21 protein-coding genes and 1 pseudogene are annotated in these 26,140 nt (G+C 71.4%); 9 read left to right on the top strand and 13 right to left on the bottom strand.

Annotated features, from left to right (window positions below; genetic code table 11):
• Positions 1 to 120: 120 nt before the first annotated feature.
• From ACFWUY_RS24665 to ACFWUY_RS24650, 4 genes are all read left to right on the top strand, one after another.
• On the top strand, positions 121 to 519 hold the full coding sequence (locus tag ACFWUY_RS24665) for a GAP family protein (protein WP_384112957.1): 399 nt from the start codon (positions 121 to 123) through the stop codon (positions 517 to 519).
• 5 nt (positions 520 to 524) lie between these two features.
• Complete coding sequence (locus ACFWUY_RS24660; protein ID WP_384112954.1) at positions 525 to 662, top strand: hypothetical protein; 138 nt, start codon at positions 525 to 527, stop codon at positions 660 to 662.
• Positions 663 to 888: 226 nt separating this feature from the next.
• On the top strand, positions 889 to 1,347 hold the full coding sequence (locus tag ACFWUY_RS24655; RefSeq protein ID WP_384112951.1) for a DUF6325 family protein: 459 nt from the start codon (positions 889 to 891) through the stop codon (positions 1,345 to 1,347).
• Between the two features lie 34 nt (positions 1,348 to 1,381).
• A complete protein-coding gene (locus ACFWUY_RS24650; RefSeq protein ID WP_384112948.1) occupies positions 1,382 to 1,681 on the top strand; it encodes an SHOCT domain-containing protein in 300 nt (99 codons plus the stop codon).
• A 3-nt stretch (positions 1,682 to 1,684) separates the two neighbouring features.
• Here ACFWUY_RS24650 and ACFWUY_RS24645 read toward each other — a convergent pair whose 3' ends face one another.
• From ACFWUY_RS24645 to ACFWUY_RS24635, 3 genes are all read right to left on the bottom strand, one after another.
• Positions 1,685 to 3,052, bottom strand: coding sequence for a chloride channel protein (locus ACFWUY_RS24645; RefSeq protein WP_384112944.1), 1,368 nt, complete (start codon positions 3,050 to 3,052; stop codon positions 1,685 to 1,687).
• A gap of 30 nt (positions 3,053 to 3,082) precedes the next feature.
• On the bottom strand, positions 3,083 to 3,679 hold the full coding sequence (locus tag ACFWUY_RS24640) for a potassium channel family protein (protein ID WP_384112941.1): 597 nt from the start codon (positions 3,677 to 3,679) through the stop codon (positions 3,083 to 3,085).
• Positions 3,680 to 3,989: 310 nt separating this feature from the next.
• The gene (locus ACFWUY_RS24635) at positions 3,990 to 5,276 is read right to left on the bottom strand and encodes a DUF2254 domain-containing protein (protein WP_384112938.1); all 1,287 of its coding nucleotides are present in this window, start codon (positions 5,274 to 5,276) and stop codon (positions 3,990 to 3,992) included.
• A 240-nt stretch (positions 5,277 to 5,516) separates the two neighbouring features.
• On the opposite strand from ACFWUY_RS24635, the gene ACFWUY_RS24630 reads away from it, so the two are divergent.
• A complete protein-coding gene (locus tag ACFWUY_RS24630) occupies positions 5,517 to 7,367 on the top strand; it encodes a glycoside hydrolase family 15 protein (RefSeq protein WP_384112935.1) in 1,851 nt (616 codons plus the stop codon).
• 24 nt (positions 7,368 to 7,391) lie between these two features.
• Here ACFWUY_RS24630 and ACFWUY_RS24625 read toward each other — a convergent pair whose 3' ends face one another.
• The 8 genes from ACFWUY_RS24625 to ACFWUY_RS24590 all read right to left on the bottom strand — a co-directional run bounded on the left by ACFWUY_RS24625 (position 7,392) and on the right by ACFWUY_RS24590 (position 17,357).
• Complete coding sequence (locus ACFWUY_RS24625; RefSeq protein WP_384112932.1) at positions 7,392 to 9,155, bottom strand: cation:proton antiporter; 1,764 nt, start codon at positions 9,153 to 9,155, stop codon at positions 7,392 to 7,394.
• A 63-nt stretch (positions 9,156 to 9,218) separates the two neighbouring features.
• Positions 9,219 to 10,277, bottom strand: a complete 1,059-nt coding sequence (locus ACFWUY_RS24620) for a cytochrome d ubiquinol oxidase subunit II (protein WP_384112929.1) — start codon at positions 10,275 to 10,277, stop codon at positions 9,219 to 9,221.
• Positions 10,274 to 11,743 carry a cytochrome ubiquinol oxidase subunit I gene (locus ACFWUY_RS24615; protein ID WP_384112926.1) on the bottom strand — a complete coding sequence of 490 codons (1,470 nt, stop codon included), beginning with the start codon at positions 11,741 to 11,743 and terminating at the stop codon, positions 10,274 to 10,276. Before ACFWUY_RS24615 ends, ACFWUY_RS24620 begins: the two co-directional genes overlap by 4 nt.
• Positions 11,744 to 11,785: 42 nt before the next feature.
• Positions 11,786 to 12,625 carry an SDR family oxidoreductase gene (locus tag ACFWUY_RS24610; protein ID WP_384112923.1) on the bottom strand — a complete coding sequence of 280 codons (840 nt, stop codon included), beginning with the start codon at positions 12,623 to 12,625 and terminating at the stop codon, positions 11,786 to 11,788.
• A 163-nt stretch (positions 12,626 to 12,788) separates the two neighbouring features.
• Entirely contained in the window at positions 12,789 to 14,369 is a 1,581-nt protein-coding gene (locus ACFWUY_RS24605) for a GMC oxidoreductase (RefSeq protein WP_384112920.1), read from the bottom strand.
• Positions 14,370 to 14,520: 151 nt separating this feature from the next.
• On the bottom strand, positions 14,521 to 15,441 hold the full coding sequence (locus ACFWUY_RS24600; protein ID WP_384112914.1) for a cyclase family protein: 921 nt from the start codon (positions 15,439 to 15,441) through the stop codon (positions 14,521 to 14,523).
• A gap of 32 nt (positions 15,442 to 15,473) precedes the next feature.
• The gene (locus tag ACFWUY_RS24595; RefSeq protein WP_384112909.1) at positions 15,474 to 16,925 is read right to left on the bottom strand and encodes a gluconokinase, GntK/IdnK-type; all 1,452 of its coding nucleotides are present in this window, start codon (positions 16,923 to 16,925) and stop codon (positions 15,474 to 15,476) included.
• 18 nt (positions 16,926 to 16,943) lie between these two features.
• Positions 16,944 to 17,357, bottom strand: a complete 414-nt coding sequence (locus ACFWUY_RS24590; protein ID WP_384112903.1) for a hypothetical protein — start codon at positions 17,355 to 17,357, stop codon at positions 16,944 to 16,946.
• Positions 17,358 to 17,624: 267 nt separating this feature from the next.
• Between ACFWUY_RS24590 and ACFWUY_RS24585 the strand changes: the two genes are divergently transcribed.
• The 3 genes from ACFWUY_RS24585 (at position 17,625) to ACFWUY_RS24575 (ending at position 23,697) form a co-directional block, all read left to right on the top strand.
• Entirely contained in the window at positions 17,625 to 21,359 is a 3,735-nt protein-coding gene (locus ACFWUY_RS24585) for a S8 family serine peptidase (protein ID WP_384112900.1), read from the top strand.
• Between the two features lie 137 nt (positions 21,360 to 21,496).
• The gene (locus ACFWUY_RS24580) at positions 21,497 to 22,495 is read left to right on the top strand and encodes a transcriptional regulator TrmB (protein WP_384112897.1); all 999 of its coding nucleotides are present in this window, start codon (positions 21,497 to 21,499) and stop codon (positions 22,493 to 22,495) included.
• A gap of 143 nt (positions 22,496 to 22,638) precedes the next feature.
• The gene (locus tag ACFWUY_RS24575; protein WP_384112894.1) at positions 22,639 to 23,697 is read left to right on the top strand and encodes a phosphotransferase; all 1,059 of its coding nucleotides are present in this window, start codon (positions 22,639 to 22,641) and stop codon (positions 23,695 to 23,697) included.
• 424 nt (positions 23,698 to 24,121) lie between these two features.
• Here the strand turns inward: ACFWUY_RS24575 and ACFWUY_RS24570 are convergent, their stop codons facing one another.
• On the bottom strand, positions 24,122 to 24,712 hold the full coding sequence (locus ACFWUY_RS24570; RefSeq protein WP_384112891.1) for a hypothetical protein: 591 nt from the start codon (positions 24,710 to 24,712) through the stop codon (positions 24,122 to 24,124).
• A 524-nt stretch (positions 24,713 to 25,236) separates the two neighbouring features.
• Positions 25,237 to 25,878: a DUF7019 family protein gene (locus tag ACFWUY_RS24565; RefSeq protein WP_384112888.1), complete on the bottom strand. Its 642-nt coding sequence runs from the start codon at positions 25,876 to 25,878 to the stop codon at positions 25,237 to 25,239.
• Positions 25,879 to 25,938: 60 nt separating this feature from the next.
• On the opposite strand from ACFWUY_RS24565, the pseudogene ACFWUY_RS24560 reads away from it, so the two are divergent.
• Positions 25,939 to 26,052: pseudogene (locus tag ACFWUY_RS24560) on the top strand (IclR family transcriptional regulator); the annotation flags it as partial.
• Positions 26,053 to 26,140: the final 88 nt, after the last annotated feature.

Here is a 26,140-nt window from a genome sequence, read left to right as displayed (position 1 = left end):
GTCACGGCCGCCGTGACCAGCGGGTATCCGTAGAGCCATGCCTCCGTGGCCAGCTTCTCCATCGACTCGTCCGTCATCGGCTTCTCCCAGGTGCTCGCACAACGACGAGAGCGCCCGCAGATGACACTCGACATGATCCTCATCGGCCTGGCGATCGCACTCCACCCGCTGCCGGTCATGGCACTGATCCTGCTGCTGTCCACCGACAAGGGGCTGCGCAAAGGGCTGGTCTTCGTTCTCGCCCGGTTGGCGTGCCTGGTGCTGGTGATCGCCTGCGTCCTGCTCTTCACCGACGGATCGCCGCCCAAGAGGCACTCCGTCCCGTCGACCGCCGCCCTCGCCGCCAAGCTCGCCCTCGGAGTCGGCCTGATCCTGTACGGCGCGTACAAACGGCGCAAGGAGAGCCGCCCCAGGGAAGAGTCGGCCTGGCTCGGGAAGCTGCGCAACGCCTCCGGATGGTCGGCCGCCGGCATGGCCGTGCTGCTCCAGCCCTGGGGCATGGTCGCGGCGGGGCCCTGACCGTGATGAACGACGACCTGTCGCACGCCGTCACGTGGCTGACGCTGGTCTTCTACCGCGTGCTCGTCAGCTCCACTCTTCTGGCGACGGAGCTGTACGCGACTTCCGGCCCGCTCGCGCCGGTGCCAGGCTCCAGGCGCTGATGCGTACGATCACGACCCACCAGGACCAGGCCGTCGTCGTCCTGTCCCCGGCACTGGGCTTCCGACCGGCCGCAGCCTCTACGAACTCACCTGACGGCGGCGGCCCCGGACCGCCACGAAGGTGCGTGCGCGGACCCGCGGTGCTGGAATGGGAGGCGCAACGAGCGCGGCCGGAGGAGTGGCTGCCGCACGGTCGGAGGCCGAAGGCCGCCAGCGAGGAGTCGGTATGAGCGTCGACGAACTCTCCGAGATGGGCCCCGTGGACTACCTGATCCTGGAGTTCCCGGGCAACCGCATGACCGGAGAAGCACTGCCCCTGTTGCTCGACCTCGTCGAACGGCGCGTCATCCGCGTCCTCGACCTGTCCTTCGTCCGCAAGGACGAGGACGGTTCGGTCAGAGCGCTGAAGATCGCCGACATGGACGGCGACGGGGAACTCGACCTGGCCGTCTTCGAGGGCGCCTCCTCCGGCCTGCTCGGCGAGGACGACCTCCAGGAGGCCGCCGCCGTCCTCGACCCAGGCAACTCCGCGGGCGTCCTCGTGTACGAGAACCTGTGGGCCGCGCCGCTGGCGGCCGCCCTGCGCCGCGGCGGAGCACGCATGGTGGCCAACGGAAGGATCCCGGCCGAGGACCTCCTGGCGAGTCTGGAGGCCCTCGAGGCCGGGACCGGATCCGCCTCCTGACGGCCGACGGCCGCCCGACGACAAGGACTCTGTCATGCCTGGTCTCCTTCGCGGTGTCGCGCGCACCGCGGTCATCTCCGGTACCGCCACCGCCGTGTCCAACCGCGTGTCGCGCCGACAGGCCGGCCGATGGGCGCAGCAGGACTACGAGCGCTCCGCCCCGGCGGTGCCCCAGCAGGCCTACACCGCTCAGCCGCCCGCATCCGAACCGCCGGCCGGGGAGTCGATGGACACCAAGATCTCCCAGCTGAAGGAGCTCGCCCAGCTCAAGGAACAAGGGGTGCTCTCCGAGACCGAGTTCGAGGCCCAGAAGAGCCGCATCCTCGGCGCCTGACCCTCACCCAGCCGCCCGCGCCTTCCCGCGCGGGCGGCGCGGTGCGTCCGACGGGCCCCGCGGAAGCAGCTCGGAGGTCACGAAGGACGTCACCGCCGCCAGGATCACCACCGGGACCGTCTCGGCGTTCCCGAGCACCAGGACCACCAGGGCCGCGCTGCTGACCGGAAGCCGCATGGCGGCCGCCGCCGCCGCGGCCATGCCCGCTGCGGCGGCGGGGATCACCCCGAACCCGGGCAGCGGAGAGAGCAGCACACCTGCCGCCGCGCCCAGGAAGAGCACGGGAAACACCAGTCCGCCGCGGAGGCTGCCCAGACACAGGGCGTACGCGGCCGATTTGAACAGCAGGACGGCCAGCAGGGCACCGACGCCCCAGGCATGCGGATCGGCGGCGAGCCCGGCCAGCGTCGCCTGGCCCGACGAGGCGACGTCCACAGGGTTACGACCGGTGACGACGGCGTAGAGAGCGGCGCACCCTCCGGCGGCGACCGCGCAGATCACCGTACGGACGAACGGGGAGGCCGCCACGTAGGCGGCGGTCAGCCGTCCCCCGATGACCACCAGGTGCGTCAGCGCACCGATGCCTGCCGCCAGCAGGATCGACCAGCCCACGTCCCCCACGTCCAGCCGCGGGGGAGCGGTGGGGAAGTGGACGCTGAGCTCTCCCGTCTCGAGACCGGTCCAGCGTCCGAAGCCCGTGAACACCACGGCTCCGACGCCGCTCGACAGCAGAGCGGGAAGCATCACGACGAACAGCTGCGGCCCGCCCACTCCGGCCACCTCGATCAGAAGGACGGCGGCGACGAGCGGATTGCCGAAGATGGCGGCGATGGCCGCCGCCGCGCCCGCCGCGCCCAGCAGGGCGGTGCTCTCGGGGGTGGCGGGAGCCCGGACGAGAGTCCGGAAGAGCAGGGCGAGACCGCCGCCGAGCGCGATCAGGGGGGCCTCCGGGCCGAGGACGGCACCGAGCGGCAGACTCGCCGCCGCCGCGATGACCACCCCGGGCAGGGCGGCGGCCGAGGCCCCGCCGGCGTGGAGGCCGGACGCCGGGACGTGACCGCCCGCGCCGGGCAGACGGGTCACCACCAGCCCCACGACCACTCCGGCCACGGCGAGCAGGGGCAGCGGCCACCAGGCCGGCGGGGAGTCCCGTCCGAGTGCCTCCGGCAGGTCCGCCCACATCACGTGCTCCAGCTCGTGCAGGCCGACGAGGAACCAGAAGGCGGCCAGGGAGACGGGGACGCCGATGAGCGCGCTGAACACCAGGACCTTGCGGTACGCGGGCATCCGCAGGAGGTCCCGCAAGTGGTCGGCTTCAGAGGTCCCTTCCGGCTCTTCGGAGGGGACCGGGCGGGCCTTCGGCTTCGTCATGGGGGTGTCCTCCGGACGGGGGCGGGGAAGTCACGGTTCGGGCTGCTCGGGCCGCTCGGGCGACTCGGGCGACTCGGGCGACTCGCGCCGCTCCAGCCCGAGCCGTACCGCTCCGACCATGACCTTGGCGACCAGCCCTACGAGAAGGAGGCCGACCACCATCTGGAGGGTGGTCAGCACCCGGGCCGTCTGCGAGACGGGCACGATGTCGCCGAATCCGACGGTCGCGAACACGGTCACCGAGAAGTACAGGGCGTCGGTCCGGCTGAGCGGTTCGGAGAAGGAGTGCGGCCCCTGCTCGTGCGCGTACAGGAAGTAGGTCGCCGAGAACAGCAGCAGAAAGAGCGGGACGGCCGTGGTCAGCGCTTCGACGGCCCGCAGCCGGGGATAGGGCGACGCGACGATGCCGACCGTCTGCAGCGCGAGGAGCGCGCCGATTCCCAGCAGACCCAGGGCGAGCACCACGGCGGTGTGCTGGTCGAGGTCACGGTTGAGGGGGAGCAGGAAGTACAGGGCGGTGGTCGCCGCCACCACGGCGACGGAGCGCAGGAGCGGAAGGAGGAAACGCAGACGGCCCGGGTGGCGTCGCCGCCACCGCGTCCCACCTTCCGGCGGCGTGTCGCTCATGAGGGCAGTGGTTCCTTCTCACCGGCTCTCCGGCACGGCAGGTCCGCCGCGCCCGGCCGCGGGCCGCTCGAGGAGGCGGCGCCCCGCACGGAGGTGCTACCGCCGGCACCCGCCCGCCGGACCGTGCCCGCGGAAGGGGCCCGGCGTGACGGATCCGGCCGGCTGGGCTGGGGTTCCATACGGGTCTCCTGCAGGACGCTTCGCGGGTGACGTCGAGCGGCGGAGCACCCGCCGTCAGTCCAGCAAAGGCGCTCCTTCCCGCGCCCGCGACCGGAGCGACGCCCCGGCCCCCCTTTTGGCGGAGAGACCGTCACGGGGGGTACTGCCCGCCGATGCCCTGGTGGTCGGCCCGTTGCGCGATGCTTCGGCGGGCCGGGTCGGGGAACTCCCGCTCGACGGACTCGCGGAGCAGGTCCATCTGCGTGCGTACGGAGGGGTGCTGCTGGACCGGCAGGGCCTCGAGCAGGCCGTCGAGCAGGGCGCGGAGCCTTCGGCAGATCTGTACGGACGAACTCCCGTAGTCGCGGATCTCGCAGACGGCGAGCTGGAGGTAGTTGTCCCAGTCCCGCCCCGGGAGCACGAGCCGGGCGGTCCCTTGCCGATCGGCCAGGACGTAGCGGCCGGGGAGGGTGGTGGTGCCGACCGTGTGCAGGAACCATTCGATGTAATTGATCACCTGCACCGCGGTGGTGGGGTCGTTCACCGCCGGGGACAGGGCCCTGATGGCGATGTCGACGAGGACCCTCAGCGCGAAGGCGGGGTCCTGTTCGATGGTGCGCTCGGGCCCGAGGGCGACGAGACCGGTGACCCGTTCCGGGTCGGGTCCGGAGGTGCCCCCGTGGACCTCCACCAGCACCGTGCCGGGCGGTACGAAGTCACCGATCAGCCGTGTCACGACGAAGACGCAGTCGTGGCGGGCCGCCTCCGCGACGAGGCCCGGCACGTCGAACGCCTGGATGGCCCCACCGCGTGCGGTACGGATGCGCATCACCGGACCGTCGGACGGCACGGCCCCGTCGCCACGCGGCGCGGCGCCCCGGATCGCCTCGGCCCCGGCGGTGAAGACGGCCTCTCCCATCCGCGTGACCAGCTCGGCGATGGCCACGGGACGGAGGCTGTGGGTGAAGCGGTTGAGGTAGATGAGGAGGAGCACGAGGCTGACGGCCACCGCCGCGCCGGCCAGGGTGACTCCGAGGTCGGGCACGGAGCCGGACTCGATGCTGCGCAGCAGGGAGAAGGCGAACGCGAACGTCCCGGTGAAGGTCGCCAGAACCGCTTTCTGCAGCCGGTCCCGGTACCACAGGCGCATGTAGCGGGGGGAGAGGGTGCCCGTGGCCTGCTGCACGACCAGTACGCCGATGGTGACGACGAATCCGAGCAGGGCGACCATCGCCCCCACGATGGCGGTGAGGACGTCGCTCGCCGTCGTCGCGGAGTAGTGCCAGCCGCTCGGCGGCCGGCCCGCGCTGTCGGCGGCCAGGGCCAGCTCGGCGAGAAGAGCGCCCAGGACGAGACCGGACATCGGCACGATCCACAGGCTTGCCTTGACGTATTGCCGCAGCCTGAATCGGGCCGCCCAGGACGTCGGGACACCCACGTCACGCCCCCCTTCGTCCGGAGGAGTCGGGTGCTCTGCGGGCACACGGAGCGGCTCGGGACCGCCGTCGTCCCACGGTAGGGGGACCGCGGGACCGGCGCAGCGGCAGACCGCCGACCGGCGCTCGTGCGACGGTCCCGACAGGACGGAACGGACATCGCCGACCTAAGCTGATCGGGTGTCGCCGGGTCCGCCGCGTGACGGTGGGCCCTGTGGTCGACCGGGCTGAAAGGGGCCACGATGGACGACTACCCCCTGATCGAGGACCACGGTCTGATCGGCGATCTGCAGACCGCCGCCCTCGTGACGACCGGTGCGACGATCGACTGGTTCTGCTGTCCCCGGTTCGACTCGCCCAGCGTCTTCGGCGCACTGCTCGACCGGAGCAAGGGTGGTCACTTCACCGTACGGCCGGCTGTGGACGCGTACACCACCAAACAGCTCTACCACCCCGACACCGCCGTCCTGGTGACGCGCTTCATGACCGAGGACGGGGCGGGGGAGGTCGTCGACTTCATGCCGGTGACCGGAACGACCGCGACCGACCGGCACCGCCTCGTCCGCATGCTGCGCTGCGTACGCGGCAGCATGACGTTCGAGGGGGAGATCGCTCCGCGCTTCGACTACGGCCGCAAGCCGCACGAGCTGCACCTCACGGAGCACGGGGCCCTGTTCGCCTCGGAGGACCTGGACCTCGCCGTCCACCTCGTCCGCGAGCCGCATGACGAGCGGCTGCTGAGCATCCTCTCGGTCGACAGCAACGACCTGCGCTTCTCGCTGCGCCTGCGGGCAGGAGAGCAGCGCGGTCTGGTCATGGAATCCTCTCCCGGAGGGCCCCCGCACGAGGTCCGCGTGGAGGAGTTCGAGCAGCTCTTCGACGAGACGGTCCACTTCTGGCGTTCCTGGCTGGGACAGTCCACCTACTCCGGCCGTTGGCGGGAGGCGGTGGAACGGTCGGCCGTGACGCTGAAGCTCATGACGTACGCGCCGACCGGAGCCCTGGTCGCAGCCCCCACGGCGGGGCTTCCCGAGCAACTGGGCGGAGAACGCAACTGGGACTACCGGTTCACCTGGATCCGTGACGCGTCGTTCTCCGTCTACGCCCTCCTCGGCATGGGGTTCAAGGAGGAGGCGGCCGCGTTCATCAACTGGCTGCACGACCGGGTGAAGCAGGAGGCCGGCCAGGGGAACGGCTCCGGGCCGCTGAACATCATGTACCGCGTCGACGGCTCCGCCGACCTGGTCGAGGAGACCCTCGACCACTGGGAGGGCTACCGAGGCTCCGCCCCGGTCCGCATCGGCAACGGAGCCGCGACCCAGCTCCAGCTGGACATCTACGGCGAGGCGCTCGACAGCATCTACTTCGCGCACCAGCACGGCATGCATCTCGACAACGGGGGCTGGAAAGCCCTGCACACCCTGCTCGACTGGCTGGCCGACCACTGGGACCAGCCCGGTGAGGGGCTCTGGGAGACCCGTGGCGGCCGGAAGGACTTCACCTACGGACGCGTGATGTCCTGGGTGGCCTTCGACCGTGCCCTGCGCATCGCCTACGACGACGGTCGTCCCGCGGGCGGCAGCCGCTGGGTGGAGGCGCGGGACGACATCTTCGCGCAGGTCCTCGACCGGGGGTGGGCCCCGAAGAAGCAGGCGTTCGTCCAGCACTACGGCGACGACGTGCTCGACTCGTCGCTGCTGCGCATGCCGACGGTCGGCTTCATCACGCCGGACGACCCGATGTGGAAGTCCACCCTGGACGCGATGGAGAGCGAGCTGGTCAGCGACAGCCTGGTCTACCGCTACAACCCGGAGGCGTCCCCGGACGGGCTGCGCGGCTCCGAGGGAACCTTCTCCCTGTGCACGTTCATGTACGTCGACGCCCTGGCACGGGCCGGACGTCTCGACATGGCCAGGCTGGTGCTGGAGAAGATGCTCACGTACGCCAACCACCTCGGCCTGTACTCCGAGGAGATCGACCTGACGGGTCGCCAGCTGGGCAACTTCCCGCAGGCGTTCACACACCTGGCGCTGATCGACGCGGCGATCACCCTGGACTCGATGCTCCAGGACGGACGGAGGGGCAAGGCGTAGCCCGCGGAGCCGCCGCGCCCGTCCTCAGCGTGGGACGGGCCCGAGGAGGACGACGGTGTCGCCGTCCTCGGGCACGATCCTGCGCCGTTCCGTGACGGGGTCCAGCCGGTGGTCTGCCCGCACCACGAAGAGGGTGTCGTGCTCCGGCGGCAGGGGGGCACCGGCCGGCCGGACCAGGAACCGGGCCCCCCGCTCGTGGCGGTCCGCCAGGACGTGACGGACGAGGGACCGGCCGAAGAGGATGTCGCCGCCGGTGTACGGAGCGACCACGCCGCGGCTGTCGTGCGGTGGTCCCACCCGGTAGACCGGACCCTCGACGTTGTCCTCCATCACGATCGAGGCGAGCGCGTTGAAGTCGTCGTCGTCGGTGGCCAGGAATACGGCCGTCACGCCCTCCAGGCGGGCCCCCGGGTTGATCGCCGTGGCCAGTAGATCGCCCTGGGCCAGCTCGAGGCCCGTCCGCCCGATCTCCTCCCGCTCCTCGTCGCCTCCCGCCCACATCAGCACGTCGAGGCCGGCGGACCGCAGGGCCCGTCCCAGGTCGACCACCCACGGCTCGCCCCCGACCAGGAGGACCCGGGTGCCCTCCGCCTTGACGACGCCCAGTCGTCTGGCCACGGGCGCCGCCGTCAGCGCGTACAGCAGGACGGTTCCCACGATCACCAGGAAGGTGACGGGGAGGATCTTCGCCGCCCCGGTCACCCCCCGCTCGACCAGGCCGGCCGAGAAGGCCGAGGCCGTCGCCGCCGCGACGATGCCGCGTGGGTCCATCCAGCCGACGAAGGCGCGTTCCCCGCGTGAGAGGTCCGTGCGCGCCGCGGCGGCGAAGGCCACGACCGGTCGGACCACCAGGACGAGGATCGCGATCAGGCCGAGCGCGGGGAGGAGCACCGGTACCAGGGACGCCGGGGTGACGGTGGAGGAGATGGAGATGAACAGCAGTCCGATGATCAGCTGGACCAGGGTCTCCAGGAACGGCCGGCGCGCGGGCATGTCGAAGCCGCGGATGTTGGAGACGGCCAGGCCCGCCACGATCGCGGCGATGAGCCCGGTGTCGTCGCGCACGATGTCGCAGCCCGCCGATACGCCGATCACGATGGCGAGCTGTGCCAGGGTGCCGAGGGTCTCGCCGAGTCGCAGGGTGCGCAGGGTGAACCACAGCAGCGCTGTTGCCACGGCCCCGCCGACCAGGCCGAAGGCGAGGCTGAGGGCGAACTGGCCGATCTGGTAGCCCCGGCCGATGTCGATCTGGTGCGAGGAGGCCACCGCGTGGAAGGTGAGCGCGCCGAGGATGGCGCCGATCGGGTCGGTCAGCGTTCCCTCCCAGATGAGGATCCGCCGCACCTTGTCGCTCGGCCGCACGAAGTCGAGGATCGGCCCCACGACCGTGGGCCCGGAGACGACGAGGATCATGCCGAGCATCGCGGCCACGCGCAGGGGCATGTCGAACATCGCCGGTGCCACCGTCCCGACGACGAGGAACGTCAGCACCAGGCCGTACGCGAGCAGCCTGCCCACGATCCCCCGGGTGTGGCCGGCGAGTTTGCGCAGGTCGAGTCCCAGACCGGCGTCGTAGAGGATCACCGCGACGGACAGCGACACCAGGGCCGAGAAGTCCGGCCCCAGCAGCTTGTCCGGGTGGATGACGTCCGTCATCGCACCGGCGGCGAACCCGACGGGAAGCAGGATGATCAGGGCCGGTACGCGGATCTTGCTCGCCAGGATCTGCGAGCCGGTGGCGAGCACCACCGTCAGGGCGAGGCCGAGAAGGATCTCGTCGTCGGTCACAGCGGCTTCCTTCCTCGGAGCCCGGGCGCGGGGTGGATGTCCAGGACGGGTACGAGCAGGCGGTCAGCTCCCGGGTGCCGCGCCGTCACCTGCCGGGCCGTCACCTCCGCGCAGTTCGGAGTCGGTCAGCTCCTCCAGCTCGCCGTGGGTGTCGAGCCAGTAGAGGAGGACGACGGCGGGCACGACCAGTACCAGGGCCACCAGGGTGACGATCGCCAGCCACGTCAGCGTGGCGGGCGCGCCCGCGGCGTCGGTCACGCTGAGCGAGGTGGGGAGCAGGTAGGGGCGCTGGGCCATGCCCCAGGCGATGAGGGCGGACGCGACGACCGTGACCGCGGTGACGCGCGTCCACGCCCCCGGTGTCCGCAGGAGCAGCCAGGCGGTCGCGAGAGCGGCCGCTCCGGCCACGAGGGCGAAGAGCAGTCCGAGCCCGTGGGTGAGTCCGTGCCAGATGTAGGGGGAGTCCTCGTGGGTGACGAACCCGGTGACCACTGCCAGGACGGTGAGCACGGCGAGGCTGCCCAGTGCCCGCCGCCTGAAGTGGCCGACCAGGTCCGGCGCGTCGAACCGGCGGGCGTCCCCGGTCAGGAACACGGCGCCGAGGAAGGCCGTGGTGGCGATGGCGACCAGCCCGAACACGAGCGAGGTGGGGTTGGCCCAGGCGTCCGCCGACGCCTCGGTGCCGGGCGTCACCCGCCCCGACGCGACCCCGCCGACGGCGGCACCGAGGAAGAACGGGGTGACGACCGAGGCCACGGCGAACACGGCCCCGTACAGCCGCCGTTCCGCCGGCCGCCGGGAGGGTTTGCGGAACGCGAAGCCGGCGCCGCGCAGGACCATGCCGATGACGGCCAGCGCCAGCGGGAGCCACAGGGCGGAGAACACGGTCTGGAACAGGACGGGGAAGCCGGTCCACATGATGACGAGAACGAAGATCAGCCAGACGTTGTTCACCTCCCACACGGGTGCCATGGCGTGGTCGATGAGCCATCGGGGGCGGCGTCCGCGTTCCGTCCCTCCGGCCGTCAGGTCCCAGAAGCCGGCTCCGTAGTCCGTGCCGCCCGCGCAGGCGTACGCGGTGACGGCGAGGAGCAGCACCACGGCGATGAGGTCGGCGGTCACGGTCGGTCTCCTCCGGGACCGCCCGAGGACGGGACGTCACCCGCGGGCAGGGGAGCCCGCGGCCCGTAGGGGATGTCGTCCTCCGGTGTGTGGCCCGTACCGGTCGTGGCCCGCTGTTCGTCGGCGAGCCTCCACCGCGTGCGCATCTTCAGCAGGATGGCGAGGAACGACCCGAAGAGGAACACGTACACCACGATCACCACGGCGAGCATGATCCACAGGGTGGTGGAGCGGGTCGACGTCACGGCCTCGGCGACCCGCATGTTCTGGTAGACGATCCACGGCTGACGTCCCACCTCGGTGGCGATCCAGCCGCACTCGACGGCCACGACGGAGGCGACGCCGGCGCAGGCCGCCGACCGGTAGAACCACCGCGAGGCCGGCAGCCGGCGGTGCCGCAGCCACACGAGCCCGTACCAGAGGGCGAGCAGCACCAGGGCGGAGCCGATCAGGACCATGATGTCGAAGGCCCAGTGGGCGATGGTCGCCTGCAGGGCGGTGGGGCGCTGGTCCGCGGGGACGGAGGTCAGCCCCACGACCTCGGTGTCCGGGCTGAATCCGGCCAGGACCGAGTCGAGCAGCGGGATCTTGATCCCGCCCGAGACGGTGCCGTCCTCGTTGAGGCGCCCGAAGAGGTACTCCGGCACACGGGTGTCGGTCTTCCAGACGATCTCCATCGCGGCGAACTTCACCGGTTGCTCGTGGAACACCGACCGGGCGATGGAATCGCCGAGGACGAACTGCACCGGTGTGGCGACGGCGGCGATGGTGAACGGAACGGTGAAGCCGAGCCGGTGGTAGTGGTCCCGGCGGCCGCGCAGCCGGCCCACGGCGTAGACACCGGCCACCATGAAGCCCGCGGTGATGATCATCGCCACGACGAAGTGCCAGTACTGCGGGCCGAACATCGGGGTGAAGATCGCCTTCCGGACGTCCACGTCGACCGGGTCGCCCTCGGAGTCGAGGGAGAAGCCCTGGGGCGTGTTCATCCAGGAGTTGGCGGCCAGGATGCCGAACGCTCCGAGCAGCGCGGCGAACGGCAGCGGCAGCCCGAGCAGGAAATGTGTCCTGGGCTTCAGGCGCCGCCATCCGTACAGGTAGATCGCGATGAGTACGGCTTCCAGGAAGAAGGCCCAGGCCTCGACGCCGAAGCCGATGCCGAAGACGTCACCCCAGCGCCCCATCAGGCCGGGCCAGAGCAGACCGAACTCGAACGACAGCACCGTGCCGGTGACGATGCCGAGGGCGAACTGCACCGCCATGACGGCCGACCAGCGGCGCGCCAGGAGCAGTGCCGCGGCGTCCTTGCGGCGCAGCCCGCGGTAGTGCATGACCAGGGTGATGAAGGGGAAGGCCACGCCGAGGGGCACCAGGATGATGTGGGAGGCCAGCGTGAAGGCCATGAGTTCCCGCGCCGGCAGGAGTTGGGACGGGGCGTCCGCCAGCAGGTGGAGCGAGGTGGGCATACGCGCCTTCGCCGTTCGTGGGGGTGAAAGACCGGGGGAGGGTCAGCCGCCGGTGGCGAAGCCCGGGAAGAGGGTCATGCCGCCGTCGACGTACAGGGTGGTGCCCACCACGTAGTCCATGAGGTCGGAGGCGAGGGCGACCACGGCGTGGGCGATGTCCTCGGGTTCCCCGATCCGGTCGTACGGGATCAGCCTCAGCAGGTCCTCCCGCGCTTCGGCCGTCTCCCAGGCCGCGCGGTTGATCGGCGTCTTGATCGCCCCCGGGGCGACCGCGTTCACCCGGATCCTCTCCGGCGCGAGCTCCTGGGCCAGGGTCTGCATCATCATCTGCACACCGCCCTTGGAGGAGGCGTAGTTCACGTGGCCCGCCCAGGGGATGAGCTGGTGCACCGAACTCATGCAGATGATCTTCCCGGCGGAGCGGGACACCTCGGGGACCACTCCACGGCGCCGGAACTCCTTGGTCGCCTCCCGCGCGCACAGGAACTGACCGGTGAGGTTGACGTCGAGGACCTTCTGCCACTGAGCGAGCGTCATCTCCGTGAACCGGGCGTCCCGCTGCAGCCCCGCGTTGGCCACGAGGACGTCGACGGTCCCGAACTCCTCGACCATCCGGTCCACCATGGCGACGACCTGGTCCTCCTGGGACACGTCGGCCTCGTACGCCGCGGCGCGCACCCCGAACGAGGTGATCTCCGCGATCACCTCCTCGGCGGCCTCGCGATCCGCCACGTAGTTCACGACCACGTCGGCGCCTGCCCGCCCCAGACCGATGGCCGTGGCCTTGCCGATGCCGGAGTTGGCACCGGTGACCAGAGCCTTCTGGCCGTGCAGCAGACGCGCCGGGATCACGTCCCGCGGTGCTTCCCTGGTGGAACCCATGCCGTCCTGCCTCCCCAGCCGCGCGCGGCTGCGCCCCGCCCGGCGTCAGTGCGGCCGGGCACGGTCACGCAACCACCGGACCCGGCGGCCGGCATCTCCCGTGCGTCGCCACTGGGCCATCGGGTCGAGCGGGTTCGTCCGGACGGCCCAGCGGACGGCCGTCTCAGCCGAGGCGGGTCAGGAGGTGGTCGCCGACCCGCAGGGCGTTGGCGATGGCCGTCAATGACGGGTTGACCGCGCCGATGCTCGGGAAGAAGCTCGTGTCGACGACGTACAGGTTGTCGAGGTCGTGGGCCTTGCAGTTCACGTCCAGCGCGGAGTCGGCCGGATCGGTGCCGAAGCGCACCGTGCCCGCCTGGTGCGCCGTCGCGCCGATCGGCATGCCCTTGTGGAGGTAGATGCTGCGGGACAGCAGATGGTGCTCGTGCATGCTCAGGTGGCCGAGCATGCCCTGCAGCTTGTGCCGCAGGCGCTTCAGGCCCTCCACGTTGTTGTTCTCGTCGAGAGCGAGCCGGATGCGGGCGTCACCGTCGAGGGTGACCCGGTTCTCCGCCCGGGGCAGGTCCTCACCGCACAGCCAGAAGTCGACGGCGTGATGCGCCATCACCTCGAACGGCATGTCCGGTGCCACCGCGCCGGCCCACCGCGGGGCCTCGCCGTGGATCTGTTCGGCGTCCGACTTGCCCAGCATCTGGATGCCGCCCAGCGGGAAGTCCCAGTCGTCCGCGCCGAAGTACCAGTCGTGGAGGGCGAGGGTCTTCTGGAACCTGGTGTCGTTGGGTTCCTTCGACACCGCCATCAGGGCCAGGTTGTTGTGCCGCATGTAGAAGCGGCCGACGACGTCGGAGCTGTTCGCGAGACCACGGGGATGGTGCTCGTTCGCCGAGGCCAGCAGCAGGGCGGCGGAGTTGACCGCCCCGCAGGAGACGACGACCACGTCCGCCGTGTACCGGACCTCCGAACCGTCCGCCAGCCGGCCGACGACCGCGCTGACACGGCGGCCCCGGGCGTCGGTCTCCAGCCGGACCACCTGGGTGTGCGTGACCATCTCGACGTTGGCATGCTCCAGAGCCGGCTCGACGCAGATCACCTCGGCGTCGGACTTGGCGCGCACCAGACACGGGAAGCCGTCGACCCGGTCACACCGGATGCAGACACTGGAGTGGGCGGCCCGCCCGCCGTCCTCCTGGGTGAGGTCGACGCCGATCGGCAGGTGGAACGGGTGCAGGCCGCGCTTCTCCAAGTCGTCGCTCAACCGCTGGATGCGCGGCTCGTGCTCCACCGGCGGATGGGCGTACTGCGCACTCACCGGCCCCTCGCCGGGATCCTCGCCGTGCCGCCCGTGGACGCGGTAGAGGTGCTCGGCCTGCGTGTAGTACGGCTCCAGATCCTCGTACCGGATCGGCCAGGCGGGCGAGGGTCCGCCGTGGTGACGGATCTCGCCGAAGTCCTCGGGGCGCAGCCGGAAGAGGGCGGCGCCGTAGAACTTGGTGTTTCCGCCGACGTAGTAGTTGACCTCGGGCGGGAACTCGGTGCCGTCCTTGTCCAGCCAGAACTCCGGGGCCCGGTACGTGGCCTTGACGAACACGGCCGTCGAGTCCCAGTTGTCCCGCTCGCGCGGCAGGTGGCCGCCGCGTTCCACGAGGAGGACGCGCTTGCCCGAAGGGGCGAGCCGATGGGCGAGGGTGCCTCCGCCGGCGCCGGTGCCGATGACGACGACGTCGTAGTGAGGGGCGTCGCCCATGGCGGCCACCGTCCTTGGGATCACGGCCCCGACCTGATGTCAGGCACCTGGCGTCCCGCTGGGCCGGGATCCAGCGGCCCCGCCCTCCTGCGAACCGAACGTATCCGTCCTCCCCGCCGTCGGCGACCGGAGTGGCGGTCACGGGCGCCCGTCACAGCACGGCGATCGGATTGACCGGCGAACCCGTGCCGCCGGACAGCCGCAGGGGGGCGACCACGCACAGGAAGCTCCAGCGCCCCGCCGCCGCACAGACCGGCACGAGGTCCTCGAACCGCAGGTAGTCCATGAGGTGCACGCCCAGGGCCTGGATGGCCAGGACGTGTACGGGAAAGGCGACGTCCGCGACCGCGCTGGGCGCGGTGTCGTTGTTGCCGTCCCCACCGAGGACCGCAACCTCGCGCTCGGCCAGGAACTCCACGGCGGTCGGGTGAAGACCGGCCCGCGCCCCGGCCACGTCCCAGGAGCCGAGTTCGGCACGCCGCAGCCGGTGCCCCGTCCTGACGAAGAGCAGGTCTCCCGGTCCGACGCGGACCCCCTGCGCGGCCTCGGCGGCGATCAGGTCGGCCGAGGTCACATGGTCGCCCGGTTCCAGCCAGGGCACGCCACGCGACCGGGGTACGTCGAGGAGCACGCCCCGGCCGACGATGCCGTTCCCGAGCACGTCCACGGAGAGGGCACGGGCCCCCTCGGCCGTCACGGTGCTCGCGGGCACGCCGCCGTAGAGCTCGCCGTCGAACACCACATGGCAGAGGGCGTCGAGATGGCTGTCCGCGTCGCCGTGCACGTTCATCGCGAAACGGTCGGTGGCGAAGTGCAGTCCGTCCGAGCCGAGATCGGCCGGGCCCGGCCCCGTCATCCGGTGCACGGCGGGTTCGGGGTCGTCGGGGCCCGGCACGGTCTCGATCGGGGCCGCCAGCGACACCGTGCGTCCCAGGCGGACCTCCGCGACGGCCGCCGCCACCCGCTGAGGCGTCAGATGACGGAGTGCGCCGCACCGGCCGTCCACCGTCGGTCGCGCCGCGGCCCGGAGCCGCAGGCGCTCGTAGAGCGTCCGGAAGCCGCGTGCGGTCATGCCGGGTGCCACCGTGGGCTCCGTGGACGGTGTCACGCGTGCCCCCAGGGGCTCGGGCCCCACCGGAGCACGTGCGTCGTGCCCGGTTCCAGGACGGTGAGGTCCGTGCCGCTGCGGAAGGCGTCCGGCGGACAGGACATCGGCTCCACGGCGACGCCGCGCCGTCGCCGTTCGGGCTCGGCGAGGGTGTCACCCGTGTGCACCTGTACGTAGCGGGAGCCCTCGCCCAGCCACAGCTCGACGCCCCGCAGCCCGGAGGGATGCGCGAGCCGCACGACCGTCCGGCCGTCCGGAGCGCGGTCGAGTCCGGTGAACGCGGTGTCCAGCCGCAGATCTCCGAGGGGGCGGGCGGCACGGAAGTCGTACGGGCCCGTCTCGACGGGCTCCCGGCCGACCGGCAGCCCCCGGTCGTCGGTCCGCAGGACGTACCGGGCCGGGACGGTCGGCACGGCGCTGTCCACGAGGTCGGTGCCGACCGTCAGACAGGGGTGCTGCCCCACTCCGTGGGGGGCGGGTTCCGCACCGGTGTCGGTGGCGCGGACGGTGGTGCCGAGCCCTTCGGACCCCAGCCGGTACTCGACACGGACCTGGAGGAGGAACGGGTATCCGGGCTGGGGACAGAGCGTCGTGCCGAGCGTCACCGCGTCGTCGGTGCGGGCGACCGGATCCCACAGGGTCCAGCGGAGCAGTCCGTGGATCGCGGTGCTCTTCTCGACCTCGGTCAGGGGGAGTGGGAGGCTCCTGCCGCCGAAGTCGTAGCGTCCGTCACCCACGCGGTTGGGCCACGGGACGAGCAGTTGTCCCCTCCCGCCCGTGATGGCGGATCCGGGGGAGAACCCGTCGAGCAGCGGTCGGCCGTCCACCGCGTAGTCACGCAGGGCGCCGCCCAGCTGGACCACCACCGCGCTCTGTGCTCCGTGGACCAGTCGCCACGACTCGCCCGTGGGGCCGGGGGACGCCCGGGGCATCAGCGCGAGCACCGTGGCGACGACGGATTCCGGCGGCCGGTCGATCTCCACCACCAACGGGTGTTCGTCGGGTTCCGGCTCCTGGAGGTCCGCGAGCCGGCTCTCCAGCGGCTCTGCGGGGAAGAAGTGGCCGTGCCGCGCGGCCAACCGCGAGCCCAACAGCTCGCGCGAGCCGCGCAGGTGCACCAGGAGTACTTCGGGGCGTCCCGCGAGGAGCGTGTCCCGGTACGCGCGCTTGAGCGCGGAGCAGGTGACGACGGCCTGCTGACCAGCGGCGATCGCATCGTCCATCCACTCCCCGATCGCCGCGAGCCACGGCCGCCGGTCGGTGTCCGTGAGGGCGTGACCGGCGGCCGTCCTGGCGCGGTCGGACGCGGAGTGGAACTCGTCGGCGTCCCGGTAGGCCCAGCCCGGCCGATCGGCGAGGAGGCGCCCCACCGTCGACTTGTCCGAGCCGGCGACGCCGACGACGAGCACCAGCCGCGGCGGGCACCCGGTCGTCGTTCCGTGCGCCATGGGCGTCGGTCCCCTGCGTCAGTCCCTCACCGGCTTGGGCGCGACGCACAGCCCCCAGATGACGAGGGCGTCGATGGCGATGAACACCAGCGCCCACCACGGGGTGTACGGGAGCCACATGAAGTTGGCGATCATGCTGAGACCGGCAAGGACCACGCCGATGACCCTGGCCCATGTGGCGCCCGTGAGCAGGGCTCCTCCGACGAGCGCGATCAGGATGCCCAGGATGAGATGGATCCAGCCCCATCCGGTCAGGTTGAGCTCGTAGACGTAGTTACGAGTGGCCAGGAAGACGTCGTCCTCAGCGATGGCCGAAATGCCGCCGAGCAGCGTCATGATGCCGCTGAAGATCATGATGACGGCGGCGAACACCAGCCAACCGCTGGTGTGCGTCTCGTCGCGCCGGCCCGGCGCACTCGCGTGGGTCGTCATGACAGGCTCCTCCATGTCGTCCGGCTGCCCGCCGGGACGTCACCGTCCCCTGGGGCGGATACCTCCAATCTGACCCCCGGCGGCACCCGGCGCATGTCGGCGCCCCTCGGCGACGGCGAAGACCCCGGTCCAGGGCCTCGCGGCGCAACCCCTCACGTCCGGAATCGAGTGGTTCCGGCCGGCACGTGCCGGCAAGTGCTTGCCATGGCGACGACTTGCCAGCACGAGGCCTTCACGACACCGTTCGCCGGTCGGTAGACCCATGGCATGCACTCCCTCTCACATGCCGCTTCCCTCCGGCGCAGGCGCCGGCAGCTCATCGCGGCCGCCACCGCGGTGCCCCTTCTGACGGTCGGGCTCGTCGTCCTGCAGGCACCCGCACAAGCCGCTCCGAGCAAGCCCACCGTCCCCGTCAAGCCCTCGGCCACCCACAAGGTCACCCTGGTCACCGGCGACGTGGTCACGGTCACCACGACGGCCGACGGCAGGCAGCTCGCCGACGTCGACCGGCCGGACAGCGCCGTCGGCGGCGTGAGGCTCCAGCAGGTCAAGGGCGACCTGTTCGTCATCCCGGACGAGGCCGTGCCGCTGCTGGGCGCGGGCACGCTGGACCGGCGGCTGTTCAACGTCACCGACCTGATCGAGATGGGCTACGACGACAAGAAGTCGTCCGCGGTGCCGCTGATCGCGACGTACACCCGGTCGAAGACCCGCGCGGCCGTCGAGCCGACGGCCCCCCGGGGCAGCAGGCTGACCCGCAAGCTCAAGGGCATCGGCGGCGCCGCGCTCAGCACCGAGAAGCGGCAGGCCCGCACCTTCTGGAACACCGTCGTGCCGCAGGGCGGTACGACGCTGGGCGCGGGCGTGGCGAAGCTGTGGCTCGACGGTCGCGTGAAGGCCGCGCTGAAGGAGAGCGTGCCGCTGGTCGGCGCGCCCGAGGCGTGGGAGGCCGGCCACACCGGCAAGGGCGTCAAGGTCGCGGTGCTCGACACCGGCATCGATGTCCACCACCCCGACCTCGCCGGTCTGATCGACGGCACGGCCAGCTTCGTGCCGGACGAGGGCGTCACCGACGTCAACGGGCACGGCACGCACGTGGCCGGCACGATCGTCGGCTCCGGTGCCGCGTCCGGCGGCGACAACAAGGGCGTCGCCCCCGACGCCGACCTCTACGTCGGCAAGGTGCTCGGCGGCGCGGAAGGCTCCGGCCAGGACTCCTGGGTCATGGCCGGCATGCAGTGGGCCGCCGAGTCCGGTGCCGACGTCGTCAACATGAGTCTCGGCAACTCCTACCCCACCGACGGCAGCGACCCGATGTCGCAGATGGTCGACACGCTCTCCGAGCAGTACGGCACCCTGTTCGTCATAGCCGCGGGCAACGCCGGTCCCGAGAGCATCTCCGCCCCGGGCGCGGCCGCGTCGGCGCTGACCGTGGCCGCCACGGACAAGCAGGACCTGCTCGCGTCCTTCTCCAGCACCGGCCCCCTGGCCCACTCCGGCGGAATGAAGCCGGACATCGCGGCGCCCGGCGTCGACATCACCGCGGCCCGTTCGCAGGAGATGACCGGCGGGGGCGAGGGCCTCTACCGCACCATCAGCGGCACCTCCATGGCCACCCCGCACGTGGCCGGCGCGGCGGCGATCCTCGCCCAGCAGCACCCGGACTGGACCGGCGCGCAGCTCAAGGAACACCTGACGAGCACCGCGAAGGGCCTGGACGGCGGATACACGCCGTACGAGGTCGGCACCGGCCGTCTCGACGTGGCCGCCGCCGTGCGCACCACGGTCCGCGCCACCGGGTCGCTCTTCTTCGGCAACCACACGTGGCCGCACGAGCCGGGCGACGTCGCCGTCACGAAGGACCTGACCTTCACCAACACCGGCTCCGCCGACGTCACGCTGGACCTGGCGCTGACCGCCGAGGGCGGCCCCTTCACCCTGGGAGCCACCACGGTGAAGGTCCCCGCGGGCGGCACCGCCGCCGTCCCGGTGACCGGTGACCCGGGGGCCGCCCCGGTGGGCCGGCAGACCGGCTACGTGACGGCCACCGACACTGCCACCGGACAGCCGGTGACCCGCACGTCCGTGGCGCTGCTCGAGGAGGAGGAGCGCTACGACCTGAACATCGAGCTGGTCGGCCGGGACGGCAAGCCCGCCGCCGGCTGGGTCGGCATCAACCTGGCCGGCGACAACTGGCCGTGGAACGTCTACGTCGACGGATCGACCACCATGCGCATGCCTCCCGGCCTGTACACCGTCGCGGGATACCTCGACGTGGCCGGGGAGAAGGCGGACCGCTCGGGCCTGGCCGTGCTGGTCGACCCGGAGACCGTGCTCAAGGACGGCCCCGCGGACGTGGTGCTGGACGCGAGCAAGGCGCGCCTGCTGGAGACCGAGGCGCCGCAGCTCACCGAGGACCGCCAGCGCAAGGTCGACTTCAACGTCCACTACGAGGGCTTCGACCCGTACATGGACTACCGCAGTGCCTACGTGCTGCCGCCGACGTACGACGACGTCTACGTCGCGCCGACGGAGCCGATGGCGCACGGCGAGTTCATGCTCGTCACCCGCTGGCGCAAGGGCGAGCCGCTGCTCGGCCTGAGCACGCCGGACGGCCGGCTCCGCTTCGAGACGCAGGTGCAGGCGGGCAGCGCCGTGGGGACCGCCACGGACCGGCTCGGTGTCGTCCACGCCGGCGACGGCGCGGCGGCCGCGTACGAGAAGACCGACGCCAAGGGCAAGGTCGCCGTCGTCGAGCGCAGCGACGAGGTCTCGCCGCAGGAGCGCGCCGAGGCCGCGGCCGCGGCCGGCGCGAAGGCACTGATCGTGGTCAACGACGGTGTCGGCGCCCTGGTGGAGTACGTCGGGGACTCGGCCGTCCCGGTCGCCTCCGTGCACCGTGACGCGGGCAGGGCCCTCCTCGCGATGGCGAAGAGCGGCAGGTCCAGGCTGACCGTGAAGCAGACCGAGTACACGCCGTTCGTCTACGACCTGACCCGGGACTACCCCGGCCGGGTGCCGGACCGGGCCCTCGTCTACAAGCCCTCCAAGAGCGACCTCGCCCGTGTCGACGCCCGCTACTACGCGGCCGCCGGTGGCCGGCGGGCGGAGGGTTACCGCTCCGACTTCACCCTCAGCCCGTCCTTCAACTTCCCCGACACCGAATGGCACCCGGGCACCCGCACCGAGTGGGTGACGCCCGGCCAGGTCTGGAGGGAGTTCCACGCCCAGGGCGTCGACGGGCCGCTGCCGTGGACGATGGTGTCGGGCGACAACACGTACGCGAAGGGCAGCACGACCCGGCTCGACTGGTTCGCCCCCGTGACCCGCCCCGGCCAGAGCGAGTCCTTCGGGGTGTACAACTCCCGCTGGCAGAACTTCATGACCTGGAACGTGCAGGCGTGGGCCTCCGCCAGCGACTCCATGCGGCTCGGCGGCTACCTGCCGTGGGGCGAGACGCCCTCCCATCTGCAGGTCTTCCAGGGCGACAGGCTGATCCACGACAACCCGGTCGGCGGGGACATGCAGTGGGTGGAGGTGCCGCCGGGCAACCTGCCCTACCGCGCCGTCCTCGACGTCGAGCGGCCCGCCGACGCCTTCCGGCTGTCGACCCGCACCCACACCGAGTGGACCTTCCTGTCCGACACCGTCGACTCGAACTCCTTCGAGCCGTTCTCGGCGCTGAACCTGGACTACGGGCTGGAGACGGACCTGCACGGAGACGTCAGGGCCGGCGCGGCCCAGCGGATCGCGCTCAAGCCGGTCTCGACGGACCTGGGCACCGTACCGGGCACCGTCACCACGGTCACGCTGGACGTGTCCTACGACGACGGCGCCACCTGGCGGAAGGTGCCCCTGGTCAGGGGCGCGGACGGCTCCTGGACGGGGTCGTTCACCACGGCGAGGAAGCCCGGCGGCTTCGTCTCGGTCCGTGCGAGCGCCGGGACCGACGCCGGCTTCGGCGTCAAGAACGAGATCATCCGGGCGTACGGCCTTCGATGAGCCGCACCGCCGGGCCCCGGGAAGGCGACTTCCCGGGGCCCTTCCTCCCGCACCCACTCCCAGCAGGGCCTTTCCAGGGTCTGCCCCCATGGCGCATACTCTCCCCGCTGCGGCAAGCGGAAGAGAGTCGATCGCCGATGCTGGATGCTCTGGGCCTCGAACCCGATGAGGAGCGCGTCTACAGGGCGCTGGTCGGACGACCGACGACCACCGCGGTCCTTCTCTCGGACCTGCTCGCACTGTCCCACGCCCACGTCGACAAGGCCCTGACGCGCCTGGTCGAGTGGGGGCTGGCGACCAGGACGGCGGACGCCCGGTTCACCGCCGCGCCGCCGGCCATGGCACTCGGCGCGCTCATCGGCCAGCGCCGGGACGGACTGCGCACGGCCGAGCAGGCACTGGTGACCCTCGCCGAGGAACACCGGGCCGCGATGACCGACAGCAGCATCACCGACCTGATCGAGATCGTCACGGGCGTCGACGCCATCCGCCACCGGTTCCTCCAGGTACAGCAGGCGGCCAGGACCCAGGTCCGCTCCTTCATCACCGCACCGTTCGTCGCGCTGCCGCCCGACGAGAACACGGCCGAGCCGATGGCCCTCGACCGCGGGGTGCTCTTCCGCGCCGTACTGGACCGCGAGGTGCTGGCCGAGCCCGGCATCGTCCGCGACGCCGTCGACTCCCTGCGCAACGGCGTACAACTGCGTGTCGCGGACCACGTGCCGATGAAACTCGTGCTGGCCGACGCCGATCTCGGCCTGGTCCCGCTCGCGGTCACACCGGCGGGAGAGCCCGGCGCCGTACTGCTGCACCGCAGTGGCCTTCTGGACGCGATGGACGCGCTGTTCGAGACGGTGTGGCGCACGGCCCAGCCACTCGAACTGTCGGGCACGGGAGGCGAATCCGAAGCCGCCGTCGAGGTCGGTCCGCACGGCCCGACCGAACTCGACCGCAAGATCCTCGCGCTGCTCCTGGCCGGTCTCACGGACCTGACGGCCGCGGCCCAGCTCGGCCTTTCACCGCGCACGCTGCACCGGCGCCTGCGCCACCTCATGGACATGGCCGGGGTCCGGACCCGGATGCAGCTGGGCGCCCACGCCGTGCGGAACGGCTGGACGGAGTCCCCGCGAGCGTGACCGGATGACGGCACGGGGGACGGAGTGGAGGTAGCCGACGTAGCGGGGCCGCCAACCGGCGCTTACCAGGTCGGGGTTGAGCTGCTGCCGGGCCAGGGCTCCCGCTCGCATGTGGGAAACCACGGACGGTTATGCTCGTCGACATGCTGAACCGTGTTCCGTTCGATGAGGCGCTGCTCTCCACCGTGGGCACCCCCGAGCAGACCGAACTCCTGGACAGCAGCCCGCGGTCACGGGTGTGGCGGGTGCGGCTGGCGGACCGGCGGCTGGTGATCGTCAAGCAGATCACCGACGCTGGGGACACCGGCGCCGACGCGAACACGCGCTTCGCGCGGGAGGTCGCCGGGCTGCGCCTGGCGGGGCGGGCCTCCGGGCCCGCCGTGGCCCCCGCGGTGCTCGCCACGGACCTGTCCTCGCGGGTGATGGTCCTCGAGCACGTGGACGACCTCGGCAGGACGGACGACTGGATGCCGGGATACGCCGAGTCGCTCGCCCGGCTGCACGCCCTGACCGGGCCCGCCGACGCGGGCGCACTACCGGCCTGGTCGGGGCCCACGGCCACCGACGCGGAGTCCTTCCTCAGCCTGGCCAGGGCGCTCGACGTGCCCGTGCCGTCCACGGTTCCCGATGAACTCGCCGGTCTCCTGGAGCGGTTGGACCCCACACCGCACCACGCGCTGCTGCACGGCGACCCCTGCCCCGGCAATGATCTGCGCACCGCCGACGGCGTCCGCTTCGTCGACTTCGAGCGGGCCTCGCTCGGCAACGGCCTGATCGAACTCGCCTACTTCCGCATCGGCTTCCCCACCTGCTGGTGCGCCCTGTCGGTCACCGCGGCCCCGCTCACGGAGGTCGAGGACGTCTACCGGACCACCTGGCGCGGCCTCACCGGGAAGGACGTACCGGGTGACCTCGCCGACGCGTGCGCAGGCTGGCTGATCCAGGGCGACGCGCTCGTCGAGCGGGCCCACCGCGGAACGGCCGACCAGCTCGCCCGAGTGCCCGCCGAGGACTTCGCATGGGGCTACGTCTCCGCCCGTGAGCGGCTCGTCCACCGCCTGGGCGTGGTCGCCGACATGACCCGCGACCACGATCACCTGCACGCCGTCGGCCGCCTCGGCTCCGCCCTGGCCGACCGCCTGCTCGAACGCTGGCCGAAGCTGCGTCCGCTGCCCACGCATGACGCCCGCCCTTGGTACTGAGGGGTGTCCCGCACATGACCTCCGGACTGCCGCGGGCGTGGTCGGTGATGACGCTGTCGCTTGCCCGTCACGTCGTCGGAGGAGCAGCCGCAGCACGGGCATTCCGCGCCCTGCGGACAGAGAGACCGACGGGTACACCCCTCGGGCCGGTGCGTCTGTGCCAAGCCGGGCACGCCGTGTGCGATTCCGGAGGTGAACAGGGTGGCGAGCAGCTACCGGGGCGGTGCACTGCTTCACCTGGAAGGCGTCTCCGCTTGCTGACCTTCGCCCCGCAGTGAGCCTTCGCCGGCTTGAAGTCGCGGTTCAAAAGGTTGGTGTGCGCGGTTCCCGGGGCGCTCACGCCGGTCGTGGGGCCGCGCTGACCGACCTCGGCCTCGCGCCGGGGACCGTCGGTGGCCACCCACGGTCGGTTCGGGGGCGGTCCTCAGAAGCCGCCGGAGCCAGTTACGTTGCCGGATCCCGGACCGTTCGACCACCCGGAGTTGGCGATCACGCCTGCATGAGCCGAACCTGACCGACGAGGTTTCGGCGGAGGCTTGGGCCGCCGGGTGCGCCGTGTCTGCAGCTGAACGGGGACCCCGACATCCGACAGGAGCGCGTCCAGGGCCTCCTTCAACTGCTGTCCGTCCGTATGCCGCGGGTGACCACAAGCCAGCTCGGCCAAGTCATCGGCCCTGACCAATACGACCATCAGCGTTCGGGTGGCCGGCAACGGGTCGCCCTCGTACGGCTCGGTGACGCTCTCGACCAGATCGATGCGCGCGAGGTCGGCGATCGGCATCCAGGGATCTGGCCTGCCCGCCCGGATCAACCGGAACCGGGGCGGGTCCTGAGCCAGGGCGAACCGAACTCGACGGACATGACGCAGCGCGCCGGACACGACGAACGGTGCGGCGATCAGAGAACCGGCCGTCGCGACCAGGCCGGCCACGATGAGCGCCTCGGGGAAGTCGACACCGAAAAAGGCCACGAAAATCATGATCACGGTTCCCGCGCAGCCGAACAGGATCGCCATTCGTACCAGAGAAGCGAGTGCGATCAGCACCGCGTGGCCGCGCGAACCGCCGGTCTCACGGAAGACGAGGTCGGTTGTGTCACCGTCAGGTCCGGGCCGTACAAGCCAACCGGGAGTCATGCGATCCAGCCTAGACCTGACCGCCGCCGAGCAGAAGGCGACGGACAGGCCACGCTGAGCGGACCTGGCCGCCGGTTCTCGCTCACAGCGCCCGGTCGACCTCCGCGATGCGGCACCAGCCAGATCACAGACTCGGTCACACCGCCGCCTCCCAGATCTACTGGGCGATGGCCCATGTCATGGACCGAAGCTCCACGGCCCTGAGGCCGGAACACCACTACGGGTCATCAGGGCTGACCGTAGCCTTCGGGAGGCGGCGACCATGCCCTGCGCCTCTGCCGGAGTCGGTGCCTGCGCCTCCGCGCCGACCTGGAACTCATCCATGGGAACGGCAAGGTTCAGCAGGCGCTGGACCGCCTGGTGGGCGTTCAGCAGAGCCGGCCCGTCGGCGCCCGGGCTCGCCGTCAGGTGGAGCGGGTGACGTGGATCGGCGTGGCGACGAGCACCCCGGCCCTGTGGAACAGCGGCTTGGCGAGGAACTCGAGGCGGGCCCCGCCCGCCGGCAGCACACCGGGCCTCAGCATGCTGTCGACCGCGGCCTCGTAGCGCGGCCCCGGCCATTCCTCGCCGTCTGTTCGAGCACGGTCGGCGTCCCGCCTCATGTACAGGAGGAGGTAGTAGTCGAGACCGTGGTCCGTCAGGGCTTCCCAGCTGGTGTCGCCGAGGCCGTCGGGGGAGCCGATCAAGGCCAGTTTCACCCCGTCCGCGACACCGGCGAAGACGGCCAGTTCGGCGGCGTAGTCCCGGAGAACGCCATGCCGAAGCCGAGCGGCACCTCTCACGTAGAGGCCCGGCTCGGCCACCGTTCCCACCCAGCTCCGCCGCCTGTCCAGGTAGCCACGGAGAACCGCGGCCCTGGCGACGCTCCCCGCCGGGAAGCCGGAACCGGCTTTCCCGGCAGCGACCGCCGCCATCTTGATCCTCGCCTGAAGGAGACGGCGATGCGGCGCCGGTGCCTGGGGCACGAAAGCCCCCGGCCCGCTCGGCGATATGTAGACGTAGCGTGGCGACGGGCCGTGCCCGGTGCGCCCGGCATCTCCCTGCATGAACCCCACCCCATCCATGTGGACGACTGGCTCCAGTCTGCGCCGTGTTCCGCGTCCGCCGTGCGGGCCGGTCCGTACGTGAGCCGGGCCTTGGACATTCTGGAACTCTTCCCCGAAGGGGACGGCGCACCGGCCGCGCCCGACATCGTGCGCGGACTCCAGCTGTCCCGGACGGCTGACCCGGAGCAGGGAAACGCCTTCTTTTGTTCGTGGTATCGAACGTCGTTCGAGATTTTGCCCAATCCGTTGACGCTGTGTTGCG

The organism is Streptomyces sp. NPDC058664 (assembly GCF_042716635.1).
In the GTDB taxonomy this organism is placed as follows: Bacteria; Actinomycetota; Actinomycetes; order Streptomycetales; family Streptomycetaceae; genus Streptomyces.
This window is presented reverse-complemented; position numbering and strand designations above follow the sequence as displayed.